Source organism: Cellulomonas sp. WB94, assembly GCF_003115775.1.
Classification (GTDB): Bacteria; Actinomycetota; Actinomycetes; order Actinomycetales; family Cellulomonadaceae; genus Cellulomonas_A.
Genome location: NZ_QEES01000006.1, coordinates 1 through 12,052 on the forward strand (window position 1 = coordinate 1; position 12,052 = coordinate 12,052).

Annotated in this window: 12 protein-coding genes; 9 read left to right on the forward strand and 3 right to left on the reverse strand. The window is 71.9% G+C overall.

The window, feature by feature from the left end; all coding sequences use genetic code 11:
- The 4 genes from DDP54_RS16895 to DDP54_RS16910 form a co-directional block, all read left to right on the forward strand.
- Window positions 1-1,004 (forward strand): lipid II flippase MurJ (locus tag DDP54_RS16895; RefSeq protein ID WP_277949612.1); only part of this gene is annotated, 1,004 nt, incomplete at its 5' end.
- Complete coding sequence (locus DDP54_RS16900) at window positions 997-2,148, forward strand: glycosyltransferase family 4 protein (protein WP_109133170.1); 1,152 nt, start codon at window positions 997-999, stop codon at window positions 2,146-2,148. The genes DDP54_RS16895 and DDP54_RS16900, both read left to right, overlap by 8 nt.
- A 59-nt stretch (window positions 2,149-2,207) precedes the next feature.
- Window positions 2,208-3,893 (forward strand): CTP synthase, encoded by a 1,686-nt coding sequence (locus DDP54_RS16905; protein WP_109133171.1) that lies wholly within the window; start codon window positions 2,208-2,210, stop codon window positions 3,891-3,893.
- A gap of 2 nt (window positions 3,894-3,895) precedes the next feature.
- Window positions 3,896-4,492: an NUDIX hydrolase gene (locus DDP54_RS16910; protein WP_109133172.1), complete on the forward strand. Its 597-nt coding sequence runs from the start codon at window positions 3,896-3,898 to the stop codon at window positions 4,490-4,492.
- A 21-nt stretch (window positions 4,493-4,513) separates the two neighbouring features.
- Here DDP54_RS16910 and DDP54_RS16915 read toward each other — a convergent pair whose 3' ends face one another.
- The 3 genes from DDP54_RS16915 to DDP54_RS16925 form a co-directional block, all read right to left on the reverse strand.
- Window positions 4,514-5,461: a COX15/CtaA family protein gene (locus DDP54_RS16915; RefSeq protein ID WP_109133213.1), complete on the reverse strand. Its 948-nt coding sequence runs from the start codon at window positions 5,459-5,461 to the stop codon at window positions 4,514-4,516.
- Between the two features lie 61 nt (window positions 5,462-5,522).
- On the reverse strand, window positions 5,523-6,299 hold the full coding sequence (locus DDP54_RS16920; RefSeq protein ID WP_109133173.1) for an ABC transporter permease: 777 nt from the start codon (window positions 6,297-6,299) through the stop codon (window positions 5,523-5,525).
- Window positions 6,296-7,252 (reverse strand): ABC transporter ATP-binding protein, encoded by a 957-nt coding sequence (locus DDP54_RS16925; protein ID WP_109133174.1) that lies wholly within the window; start codon window positions 7,250-7,252, stop codon window positions 6,296-6,298. The genes DDP54_RS16920 and DDP54_RS16925 overlap by 4 nt, the downstream gene beginning before the upstream one ends.
- Before the next feature lie 196 nt (window positions 7,253-7,448).
- Between DDP54_RS16925 and DDP54_RS16930 the strand changes: the two genes are divergently transcribed.
- From DDP54_RS16930 to sufC, 5 genes are read left to right on the forward strand one after another with little or no spacing between them, the layout of a single operon-like run.
- Entirely contained in the window at window positions 7,449-8,183 is a 735-nt protein-coding gene (locus DDP54_RS16930) for a helix-turn-helix domain-containing protein (RefSeq protein WP_109133214.1), read from the forward strand.
- Window positions 8,180-9,622 carry a Fe-S cluster assembly protein SufB gene (gene sufB / locus DDP54_RS16935; RefSeq protein ID WP_109133175.1) on the forward strand — a complete coding sequence of 481 codons (1,443 nt, stop codon included), beginning with the start codon at window positions 8,180-8,182 and terminating at the stop codon, window positions 9,620-9,622. The genes DDP54_RS16930 and sufB overlap by 4 nt, the downstream gene beginning before the upstream one ends.
- Window positions 9,622-10,896 carry a Fe-S cluster assembly protein SufD gene (sufD, locus tag DDP54_RS16940; protein ID WP_109133176.1) on the forward strand — a complete coding sequence of 425 codons (1,275 nt, stop codon included), beginning with the start codon at window positions 9,622-9,624 and terminating at the stop codon, window positions 10,894-10,896. Before sufB ends, sufD begins: the two co-directional genes overlap by 1 nt.
- Window positions 10,893-11,240, forward strand: a complete 348-nt coding sequence (locus tag DDP54_RS16945; protein WP_109133177.1) for a non-heme iron oxygenase ferredoxin subunit — start codon at window positions 10,893-10,895, stop codon at window positions 11,238-11,240. The genes sufD and DDP54_RS16945 overlap by 4 nt, the downstream gene beginning before the upstream one ends.
- Window positions 11,241-11,242: 2 nt before the next feature.
- Window positions 11,243-12,007, forward strand: a complete 765-nt coding sequence (sufC, locus tag DDP54_RS16950; RefSeq protein ID WP_109133178.1) for a Fe-S cluster assembly ATPase SufC — start codon at window positions 11,243-11,245, stop codon at window positions 12,005-12,007.
- Window positions 12,008-12,052: the final 45 nt, after the last annotated feature.

A 12,052-nucleotide genomic window follows, 5' to 3' on the forward strand; every position in this document is an offset into this window, starting at 1 on the left:
TCCCGACGTGGCGCTCCGGGGTTCGGCTGCGCCCGACCCTCAGGTTCCCGCCGGGCGTCGCGCGACGGGTGGGGGGCCTCGCAGTCGCCGGCGTCGGCGCGCTCCTCGCACAGCAGGTCTCGATCCTCGTGGCAGCCCGGCTCGCCAAGAGCTACGGGACCGACGGGACCTACACGACCTACCTGACCGTGATCCAGGCGGTCTACCTCCTGCCGTACGCGGTGCTCGCGGTGCCGCTCGCCACCAGCACGTTCCCGCGACTGGCCGGGCGTGCCGCCGCGGGCGATCGCGACGGCTACGCGCGGATGGCCGCGTCGACGACCCGTGCGGTCCTGGTCGCGAGCGGGGTGGGGGCGACGGCGCTGGTGGCTGCCGTCCCCGGTGTCGTCGACGTGTTCGCGGGGATCGCCGACGGTGACCGCGCGCTGGTCGCGTCGATGGGACCGGCGCTCACCCTCATCGCTCCCGGGCTGCTCGGTCTCGGGCTGATCTTCCACGTGTCGCGCTCGCTGTACGCGCTCGAGCGCGGCCGTGCGGCCGTCGCGGCGACCAGCCTCGGGTGGTTGACGGTCGTGGTGGCGTCGGTCGTCGCGTGCTGGCTCCTGGTCCCGGACGGCCGCGACGGGCCGGCGACGCTCAACGCACTCGCGGTCGGGACCTCCGTCGGCATGACGGTCGGTGGTGCGGCACTGCTCGTCGCGTTGCGGCGCGCTGGCGGGCCCGGGGTCGGAGCGGGGCTCGGTCGCACCGTCGCGGTCCTCCTGCTCGCAGGCTCGGCGGGTTCGATCGCGGGGCGCTGGACCGTGGACACGGTGCTCGCGATGGTGGGCAGCGGCGTCCTGGGTGCGGTCGGCGCCGCTGCTGGTGGCGCCTGCATCGCTGTCGCGGTGGTCCTCGGCGCGACCTGGTTGGCGGATCGCTCGACGCTCACCGGGCTGCGCTCGGCGGGTGGCAGGCCCGGTCCGGGCCGGCTGCTCGAGACGACGCGGCACACCGATGGCTGAGCGGGGCGTGCACCGCCCGAGGGCGACCGACGGCGGGCATCGGGTGCTGATGATCGTCGGGCCCGCTGCCGGCGGGATCGGCGCGCACGCTGCGAGCCTCGTCCAGGGCCTGACGGACGAGGGCTGGCAGGTCGTCGTCGCCACGGCGCCCGTCACTGCGGCACGCTTCGACCTCGGACCCCATGTCGAGGTGAGTTGGCCCGGTCGGCGTCCGGTGGCTGTCTGGCGGGCTCTGCGCCGGCTCCGGGCCCTCGCCGCGGGCGCCGACGTCGTGCACGCCCAGGGGCACCAGGCGGGCCTGGTCGCGCTCCTCGTGACGGCGGGCCTCGGTCGGCGCGCTCCGTCCGTCGTCATCTCGTGGCACAACGCGATCCTGGGCGCAGGGATCCTGCGCCGCGCCCGCACGTTGCTCGAGCGGGTCCAGGTGCGCCGCGCCGACCTCGTGACCGGGGCCTCGCAGGATCTCGTCGACCGGGCGACGTCCCTGGGGGCTCGGCGCGCGGAGCTGGCGGAGGTGGCGGCCCCGGCCGCCGGGCGGGCGGCGCTCGACCGGGCTGCAGCGAGGGCGCTGCTGGCCGACGAGCTGGGGATCGACCCGGACGGCGACTGGCTGCTCACGGTGTCGCGCATCGCGCCGCAGAAGAACCTCGACGTCCTCGTCGACGCTGCGAGGATCGCGCAGGGCAGGCGCGGCGGCGCGTCCGAACGCGGTGTCGTGTGGCTCGTCGTGGGGGACGGCCGGGACGACCTGCTGGCATCCCTGCGCGCGTCGGTCGCGGCCGACGCGACCCCGGTGCGGTTCGTGGGTGCGCGCAGCGACGTGCCGACCTGGATGGCCGCTGCTGACCTCTTCGTGCTCCCGAGCGCCTGGGAGGCGCGCGCGCTCGTCGTGCAGGAAGCTCTCGCGGCTGGTCTGCCGATCGTGGCGAGCGCCGTCGGCGGCCTGCCGGAGCTCGTCGCGAACGCCGGGGTCCTCGTGCCGGTGGGGGACCCGCACGAGCTGGCGGAGGCCGTCGTCGGGCTTCTCGCGGACCCCGAGCGGCGGGCGGTGCTGGCTGCCGCTGGGCGTCGGCGCTGGGCGGCGCTGCCGGACGCGGCCGACGTGCTCGAGGAGTGGACGGCGCGCTACCGATCGATGATGTGAGCGCCGACTCGTGGCGCCGCGGGGTGGTGCCGGTCGGCCGTACGGTAGAGTGAAAGCCCGTGGCAGACCGAGCAAATCGACTTCCCGGGCGGTCGGACAATACGACCCGGCACATCTTCGTCACCGGAGGCGTCGCCTCCTCTCTGGGCAAGGGCCTCTCGGCCAGCAGCCTGGGACGACTCCTGCGATCGCGTGGCCTGAGGGTCGCGATGCAGAAGCTGGATCCGTACCTGAACGTCGATCCCGGCACCATGAACCCGTTCCAGCACGGCGAGGTCTTCGTGACCGAGGACGGCGCCGAGACGGACCTCGATGTCGGTCACTACGAGCGCTTCCTCGACGTGAACCTCGTCGGTTCGGCGAACGTGACGACCGGACAGGTGTACTCCGAGGTCATCGCCAAGGAGCGACGCGGGGAGTTCCTCGGCGACACGGTCCAGGTGATCCCGCACATCACCGACGAGATCAAGTCGCGGATGCGCGCGCAGGCCCACCCGGCCGTCGGCGAGGCGCCCGACGTGATCATCACCGAGATCGGCGGCACGGTCGGTGACATCGAGTCGCAGCCCTTCCTCGAGGCGGCGCGTCAGGTCCGCCGCGAGCTGGGCCGCGAGAATGTGTTCTTCCTGCACGTCTCGCTCATCCCGTACATCGGGCCGAGCGGTGAGCTCAAGACGAAGCCGACCCAGCACTCGGTCGCTGCGCTGCGCTCGATCGGCATCCAGCCCGACGCGATCGTGTGCCGGGCAGACCGCGAGGTCCCCGAGTCCGTCAAGCGCAAGATCGCCCTCATGTGCGACGTCGACTCCGAGGCCGTCGTGACGGCAGTGGACTCGCCGAGCATCTACGACATCCCGCGCGTCCTGCACTCCGAAGGGCTCGACGCCTACGTCGTCCAGCGTCTCGGCCTGCCGTTCCGTGACGTCGACTGGGCCGACTGGGACGAGCTGCTGCGGCGCGTGCACCAGCCGGCGCACCGCGTCGAGGTCGCGCTCGTCGGCAAGTACATCGACCTGCCCGACGCGTACCTGTCGGTGACGGAGGCGCTGCGCGCCGGCGGCTTCCACCACGACGCGAAGGTCGTCATCCGCTGGGTCACCTCGGACGACTGCCAGACCCCCGAAGGGGCACGGCTCGCACTCGAGGGTGTCGACGCCGTGCTCGTCCCGGGTGGCTTCGGGGTCCGTGGCATCGAGGGCAAGCTCGGCGCGCTCCGGTGGGCCCGCGAGCAGCTCGTGCCGACGCTGGGGATCTGCCTCGGCCTGCAGTGCATGGTCATCGAGTACGCGCGGAGCGTCCTCGGGCTGACCGGTGCGTCGTCGTCGGAGTTCGACGACCACCCCGCCGACCCGGTCGTCGCGACGATGGCGGAGCAGCTGGCGTTCGTCGACGGCGGCGGCGACCTCGGTGGCACCATGCGGCTCGGTGCGTACGACGCGATCCTGACACCCGGCTCGGTCACGGCCGAGGCGTACGGCTCGACGATGGTCTCGGAGCGTCACCGTCACCGCTACGAGGTCAACAACGCTTACCGCGGCAAGCTCGAGGCCGAGGGCATGGTCATCTCGGGGACCTCTCCGGACTCCTCGCTCGTCGAGTTCGTGGAGCTGCCCCGCGAGACCCACCCGTACTACGTCGGCACGCAGGCGCACCCCGAGTTCAAGTCGCGGCCGAACCGCGCGCACCCGCTGTTCATCGGGCTGATCGGGGCGGCGCTCGCACGGCGCGGCACCGAGGAGGACTGAACGTGAGCGACGCGCCGTCGGACCAGGTGGCGGCGCGTCCGCTCACGGATCACACCCTGATCCACGCGGGCAAGATCTGGGACATCGTGAGCGATGTCGTGGACCTCGGCCCGACGCAGGTGCTGCGCGAGTACGTCGACCATCCCGGTGCGGTCGCGATCATCGCGGTCGACGATCAGGACAGGGTCCTGCTCGTCTCGCAGTACCGGCACCCCGTGCGGTCGGAGCTCTGGGAGCCGCCTGCGGGTCTGCTCGACGTCGCGGGGGAGCCTGCGGTCGTCGCGGCGGCGCGCGAGCTGGCCGAGGAGGCCGACCTGCGGGCAGACACGTGGCACGTCCTCGTCGACTTCTACACGACGCCGGGCGGGTCGAGCGAGCGGATCGAGGTCTTCCTCGCGCGCGGTCTGCACGAGGTCCCCGAGGACGAGCGGCACGTGCGGCTCGACGAGGAGGCCGACATGGTTCCCGTGTGGGTCCCGCTCGACGACGCGGTGGACGCGGTCCTCGCGGGCCGGCTGCACAGCCCGACGGCGGTCGTCGGCGTGCTCGCGGCGGCACGCGCTCGCGAGCGTGGTTGGGACGCGCTGCGTCCTGCGTGATCGCCTGCGCCCCGCGGGCGGTCAGTCCGTCGCGGTCGTGGGTACGACGAGATCGCGGGTGCGCAGCGACAGCACGAACCAGGTGAGCGACGCCGTCAGGAGCACGGCTCCCAGCATGTGCAGCCCGACCAGGACGACGGGCAGCCCCGTGAAGTACTGCACGTAGCCGATGACACCCTGCAGCAGCGTCACGGCGAGCAGCCACAGGGCGGCCCTGCGCGTCGTGCCGGGTGCGGCCGTCCGGTAGAGACCGATCAGCACGACCGCGAGGACCACCACGAAGAGCCACACGGCGCCGGCGTGGGCGCGGGCGATCAGGACGGGGTCGACCGCGAACCGGTAGGCCACGTCGTCGTCGCCGCCGTGCGGGCCCGAACCGGTCACGACGACCCCGAGTGCGAGCAGGACCACGGCGACGACGGTGAGCAGCCGGGCGAGGCTGAGCTGCCGCGGTGCGACGACCGGTCGTGCGGGTCCGTCGCCGGCGCGCTCGCGCACGACCAGGACGGTCGACACCGCGACGAGCGCGAGCGAGACGAGCATGTGGATGCCCACCACCGCGGGGTTCAGGTGGAACAGGACCGTTACGCCGCCGATCACGGCCTGGGCGACGACCCCGAGGACCGGGGCGAGGCCGAGCAGCCGGTAGGACCGTGAGCGCGAACGGTCCGTCCAGACGAGGACCGCGACCGTCAGTGCGATGGCAGCGAGGAACCCCGTCAGCGTGCGGTTGCCGAACTCGATGAACGGGTGGATCGACGTCGCCTCATGGAGCGCCGGGGTGAACGACCCCGGCTCGCACGCGGGCCACGTCGAGCAGCCGAGGCCTGAGCCGGTGAGGCGCACAGCGCCGCCCGTCACGACGAGCACACCCTGGGCGACGACGTTGGTGATCAGGGCTCTGCGGGTCCAGCGCCGCCGACGGGCGAGGCGATCGGTCGGGGGCTCAGTCACTGACGTGGTGCTCACGGGGCCAGCGTAGAGCCGGTGCCCAGGCCCCGGTGCCACCTCGAGCCGCCGCGGACGACTGTCAGTGCCACCGGAACAGACGGGCTGCCGCCCAGGCCAGCACCGCCGTCCACGCCAGCAGCACGCCCACTGACCATGCCGGGAGCGTGCCGTGCAGCAGCGCCCCGCGCAGCGCCTCGCCGAGCGCGCCGGAGGGCAGCAGCCGGGCGACGTGCTCGAGCGGGCCGGGGAGCTGGGAGGCCGGCACGACCACGCCGCTGCCGACCGCGAGGAGGACGAGCAGGAGGTTCGCGCCGGCGAGGACCGCCTCCGCGCGCAGCGTCCCGGCGACGAGGAGTGCCAGCGAGATGAACGCTGCGGTTCCCAGCGCGAGCGCGATGACGGCGAGGGGGATGCCGGCCGCGACGGGTCGCCAGCCCAGGGCGAGGCCGGTGCCGCCGACGACGACGACCTGGACGGCCTCGACCGCAGCGACCGCGAGGAACTTCCCCGCAAGCAGCCCACGGCGACCGAGCGGCGTGGTGGCGAGCAGGCGCAGCACCCCGTTGCGCCGGTCGAAGGACGTCGCGATCGCCTGGGAGGTGAAGGCCGTGCTCATCACCGCGAGCGCGAGGACCCCGGGCGCCACGACGTCGATGCGGGCCGCCCCGCCCGTGGCGAGCTCGACGACACCGCTGCGTGCCAGGCCGACGAGCACCAGGACGGGCAGGAAGATCGTCACCAGGAGCTGTTCGCCGTTGCGCAGGATCATGCGGGTCTCGAACGCGCCCTGCGAGACGACCCGACGCCAGGGGGCCGCCGCCGCCGGTGCGGGTGGGGCTGCCGTCAGCGCGCTCATCGCAGGCTCCGTCCGGTGAGGTCGAGGAAGACGTCCTCGAGGGTGCGACGCCCGACCCAGATCCGTGTCGCGAGGACGTCGCGCTCGGCACACCAGGAGGCCAGTGCCGCGACGACGTCCGGGTCGACGTGCCCGCTCGCGACGTACTCGCCGGGAGACTCCTCGGTGACGCTGACCGACACCGCGGGAGACAGGCCGGCGGCGGGGACCGCGGTGTTGAGGCGTGCGCCGATCGCGCCGAGATCCAGACCCCCGACGGCAGTGAAGTGCAGCGTGCGGTCGTCGTGAGCAGCAACCAGGTCGGAGACCGTCCCCTGGGCGATGACGGCGCCGTGGTCGACGACGACGACACGGTCGGCCAACGACTCCGCCTCGTCCATGAGGTGCGTCGTCAGCACGATCGCGACACCCTCGTCGCGCAGCTCGCGCACCAGGTCCCACACCGCGTGCCGCGACTGCGGGTCCATCCCGGCGCTCGGCTCGTCGAGGAAGACGAGCTCGGGGCGTCCGACGAGGGCGATCGCCAGCGCGAGGCGTTGGCGTTGCCCGCCCGAGAGACGCCTCACGGTCGTGCGAGCGAACGATGCGAGCCCGAGCCGGTCGGTCAGGTCGGTCACGTCGCGGGGGTGGGCGTACATGGTGGCGACGTGCTGCAGCATCTCGAGCGCGCGGACCCCCGTCGGCAGACCGCCGTCCTGGAGCATGACCCCGACGCGGGGGCTGAGCGCGCGTGCGTCGGTGCGCGGGTCGAGGCCGAGGACGCGCACGGTGCCGCCGTCGGGCACGCGCAGCCCTTCGCAGCACTCGATCGTCGTGGTCTTCCCGGCGCCGTTCGGACCGAGGACCGCGGTGATGCTCCCGGCGTCGGCGACGAGGTCGAGCCCGTCGACGACGGCGCGACCGTCGTAGCGCTTGACCAGGCCACGGATCTCGACGGCGGGGGAGTCGGGCACGGTCGCGAGTCTAGGCGCCCCGCCCGTGAGCCTGTCGTCCGCGGCGTCCGCGGGTGAGGGTCACCTTGCTTGCGCGGAACGAATTGCGACACAAGGATGTTGTCAATATCAAGCGGGCGCGTCTGCGCGCCCTTCCCGATCACGAGCGCCCCGACCCGGGCGATCGGTGGACCACCGGATCCCGCAGGAGGTGTGCATGAGCGTCACGCTGCCCGACGTGCGCCCCTCGACCTTCGGGCCCTCCGACGCCGGCGAGTCAGAGGCCGGGACCCGCCTCCGCGTCCTCCAGCTCATCGCGGCCGACGGACCCGTCTCGGCCGCCGACATCGCGCGCGAGCTCGACCTGACGCCGGCCGCGATCCGCCGGCACCTCGGTGTGCTCGAGAGCACCGAGCAGATCTCCGTCCACGAGGGTTCGCAGGGGCTGGGCCCGGCCCGTCGTGGGCGGCCCGCGCGCCGCTTCGTCGCCACGAGCCACGGACAGGCCGCTCTGTCGCACCGGTACTCCGAGCTGGCGGGGCAGGCTCTGCGCTACCTGTCCGCCTTCGCGGGCCCCGATGCCGTCACCGACTTCGCCGAGAGCCGCGTGCGCGACCTCGAGGAGCGGTACGCCCTCGCGCTGGCGGCGGCTGGCACGGACATGCACGCTCGGGTCAACGTCCTGGCGGACGCGCTGGCCCGCGACGGCTACGCCGCGACCGCCAGGCCGGTCCCGGGCGCCGCTGCGATCCAGCTCTGCCAGGGCCACTGCCCGGTCCAGGAGATCGCCGCCGAGTTCCCCCAGCTCTGCGAGGCCGAGGCGCACGCGTTCTCGCGGCTGCTCGGCGTCCACGTGCAGCGTCTCGCGACCCTCGCCGGTGGCGGTCACGTCTGCACCACGAACATCCCGATCATCACGACCCCTGCCCCCGTGGAAGGACCGACACCATGAGCGCCCCCACCGACAGCGCTGTGAACGCACCGCTGACCCAGGACGAGGCCATCGCCTCGATCGGGAACTACAACTACGGGTGGCACGACTCCGACACCGCCGGCATCTCGGCGCGGCGCGGCCTGAGCGAGGAGGTCGTGCGGAACATCTCCGGGCTCAAGAACGAGCCCGAGTGGATGCTCAAGACGCGACTGAAGGCGCTGCGCCTGTTCGACAAGAAGCCCATGCCCTGGTGGGGTGCGGACCTCTCGGGGATCGACTTCGACAACATCAAGTACTTCGTGCGGTCGACGGAGAAGCAGGCCACCACGTGGGACGACCTGCCCGACGACATCAAGAACACGTACGACCGGCTCGGCATCCCCGAGGCCGAGAAGCAGCGCCTCGTCGGCGGCGTCGCCGCGCAGTACGAGTCCGAGGTCGTCTACCACCAGATCCAGTCGGAGCTCGAGGAGCAGGGCGTCATCTTCGTCGACACCGACACGGGGCTGCGCGACTACCCCGAGATCTTCGAGCAGTACTTCGGCTCGGTGATCCCGTCGGGCGACAACAAGTTCGCGTCGCTGAACACCGCCGTGTGGTCCGGCGGCTCGTTCGTCTACGTCCCGCCGGGTGTGCACGTCGACATCCCGCTGCAGGCCTACTTCCGGATCAACACGGAGAACATGGGCCAGTTCGAGCGGACGCTCATCATCGCCGACGAGGGCTCGTACGTGCACTACGTCGAGGGTTGTACCGCTCCGGTCTACACGTCGGACTCGCTGCACTCGGCGGTCGTCGAGATCATCGTCAAGAAGAACGCCCGCGTGCGCTACACGACGATCCAGAACTGGTCGAACAACGTCTACAACCTCGTGACGAAGCGGGCCACCGCGGCCGAGGGCGCGACCATGGAGTGGGTCGACGGCAACATCGGCTCCAAGGTCACGATGAAGTACCCCGCGATCTACCTCATGGGCGAGCACGCCCGGGGGGAGACGCTGTCGATCGCGTTCGCTGGCGCAGGCCAGCACCAGGACGCGGGCGCCAAGATGGTGCACGCCGCCCCGAACACGTCGTCCTCGATCGTGTCGAAGTCCGTGGCCCGCGGCGGTGGACGCACGTCCTACCGCGGTCTGGTACAGGTGCTCGAGGGCGCCTCGCACTCGGCCTCGAACGTCCTGTGCGACGCGCTCCTCGTCGACCAGATCTCCCGGTCCGACACCTACCCGTACGTGGACGTCCGCGAGGACGACGTGTCGATGGGCCACGAGGCCACGGTCTCGCGCGTGAGCGAGGACCAGCTCTTCTACCTCATGTCGCGCGGCATGAAGGAGACCGAGGCCATGGCCATGATCGTGCGCGGCTTCGTGGAGCCCATCGCTCGCGAGCTGCCCATGGAGTACGCCCTCGAGCTGAACCGCTTGATCGAGCTGCAGATGGAAGGTGCCGTCGGCTGATGACGAGTACGACTACTGACTTCGAGGAGGCCACCGGCGCGCCGCGCGGACTCTCGACCGACCACTCGCGGGCGGTTGCCGAGGGCGCGCATCAGCACGGCCGTGGTGGCACGCCCCAGTCGAGCCGCGCGGACCGCGTCAGCTCGTTCGACCTCGCGCAGTTCCCCGTGCCGAACGGGCGCGAGGAGGAGTGGCGGTTCGCGCCGGTCGACCGGCTGGCCCCGCTGTTCGACGCCGAGCTCACCGGACCCAAGGTCATCACGACCGTCATCGAGGCACCCGAGGTGACGGTCGAGGTCGTCGACCGCGACGACGTCCGCCTGGGTCAGGCTGGCAAGCCCGGCGACCGGACGGCTGCGACGGCGTGGGCGTCGTTCCAGCGCGCGACCGTCGTGACGATCCCGGCGCAGGCCGTCGCGTCCACCGCGACGACGATCCGCGTCGAGGGCATCGACGCGAGCAAGCCGACGGCGTCGCACGTGCTCGTGCACGCCCGTGAGCTGTCCGAGGCGCTCGTCGTCATCGACCACATCGGGCCCGCGACGCTCGCCGAGACCGTCGAGGTCGTCGTCGAGGACGGCGCACACCTGACGGTCATCTCGGTCCAGGACTGGGCCCCCGGTTCGGTGCACGCGTCCTCGCACCGCCTGCGCCTCGGCCGGGACGCGACGCTCAAGCACATCGTGGTCACGCTCGGCGGCGACGTCGTGCGGATCACGCCCGACGCGGAGTTCGTCGGCGAGAACGGCTCGGTCGAGATGATCGGGCTGTACTTCGCCGACGCGGGCCAGCACCAGGAGCACAGGCTCTTCGTCGACCACGCGGTCGCGTCGTGCCGGTCGCGCGTCACCTACAAGGGCGCGCTGCAGGGCGAGGGTGCGCACACCGTGTGGGTCGGGGACGTGCTCATCCGGGCGGCCGCCGAGGGCACCGACACCTACGAGCTCAACCGCAACCTCGTCCTGTCCGAGGGGGCCCGCGCCGACTCGGTGCCGAACCTCGAGATCGAGACCGGCCTGATCGCGGGCGCGGGGCACGCGAGCGCCACGGGCCGGTTCGACGACGAGCAGCTGTTCTACCTGCGCTCACGTGGCATCCCCGAGCCCGATGCACGTCGGCTCGTGGTCCGCGGGTTCTTCGCCGAGCTCATCCACGCGATCGGCGTGCCCGAGGTCGAGGAGCGCCTCACGGCGGCGATCGACGCCGAGCTCGAGAAGAGCATGAGCGTGCTCGACGCGGCGCCGACCCTCGCGGGGCTCGAGGACGGACTGTGAGCGCCCAGCTCGCCTGTGACGTCGCCGACGTCGCCGTCGGCAGCGCCCTGCGGGTCGAGCTGCTCGGGGTGAACGGTCCCGTCGAGGTCGCCGTCGTGCGCGACGAGGACGGCGAGCTGCACGCGATCTCCGACATCTGCTCGCACGGGCAGGTGTCCTTGTCCGACGGCGAGGTCGAGGGCCGCACGATCGAGTGCTGGCTGCACGGCTCCCGCTTCGACCTGAGGACCGGCAAGCCGCTGAGCCCGCCGGCCGTCCGCCCCGTCCCCGTCTACCCCCTGACCGTCGACGGCGAGCGTGTGCTCGTCGACGTCGACGCCAACGGATCCTCCGAGGAGAGCTGAGTATGGCCACGCTAGAGATTCACGACCTGCACGTCAGCGTCGAGACCAAGGAAGGCCCCAAGCCGATCCTGCGCGGCGTCGACCTGACCGTCGCGAGCGGCGAGACCCACGCGATCATGGGCCCCAACGGCTCGGGCAAGTCGACCCTGGCGTACTCGCTCGCCGGACACCCGAAGTACACGGTCACGAGCGGGACGGTGACGCTCGACGGCGCCGACGTGCTCACGATGACCGTGGACCAGCGGGCGCGCGCCGGGCTGTTCCTCGCGATGCAGTACCCCGTCGAGGTCCCCGGCGTGTCGGTGACGAACTTCCTGCGGACCGCCAAGACCGCGATCGACGGCACCGCACCGAAGCTGCGCACGTGGACCAAGGACGTCAAGGCAGCCATGGAGCTGCTGCGCATGGACCCGGAGTTCGCGGCCCGCAGCGTCAACGAGGGGTTTTCGGGTGGCGAGAAGAAGCGTCACGAGATCCTCCAGCTTGAGCTGCTCAAGCCGAAGTTCGCGATCCTCGACGAGACCGACTCCGGCCTCGACGTCGACGCGCTCCGCATTGTGTCGGAGGGCGTGAACCGCGTCCGCGAGAGCGGCGAGGTGGGCGTCCTGCTCATCACGCACTACACGCGGATCCTGCGGTACATCAAGCCCGACTTCGTGCACGTGTTCGTCGACGGGCGGATCGCCGAGCAGGGCGGCCCCGAGCTCGCCGACCGGCTCGAGGACGAGGGCTACGACCGCTTCCTGACCGACGGGGCGACGGCCTGAGGCTGCACGCCGCACCGCGCGACGAGCAACCCCTGGCCGAGGAGA

What these genes read in the sequence shown, in the direction of transcription:
- DDP54_RS16900 (WP_109133170.1), top strand. Translation starts at nt 997, where the DNA reads ATGGCTGAGCGGGGCGTGCACCGCCCGAGGGCGACCGACGGCGGGCAT.
- DDP54_RS16920 (WP_109133173.1), bottom strand. Translation starts at nt 6,299, where the DNA reads ATGAGCGCGCTGACGGCAGCCCCACCCGCACCGGCGGCGGCGGCCCCC.
- DDP54_RS16930 (WP_109133214.1), top strand. Translation starts at nt 7,449, where the DNA reads ATGAGCGTCACGCTGCCCGACGTGCGCCCCTCGACCTTCGGGCCCTCC.
- sufB (WP_109133175.1), top strand. Translation starts at nt 8,180, where the DNA reads ATGAGCGCCCCCACCGACAGCGCTGTGAACGCACCGCTGACCCAGGAC.
- sufD (WP_109133176.1), top strand. Translation starts at nt 9,622, where the DNA reads ATGACGAGTACGACTACTGACTTCGAGGAGGCCACCGGCGCGCCGCGC.
- sufC (WP_109133178.1), top strand. Translation starts at nt 11,243, where the DNA reads ATGGCCACGCTAGAGATTCACGACCTGCACGTCAGCGTCGAGACCAAG.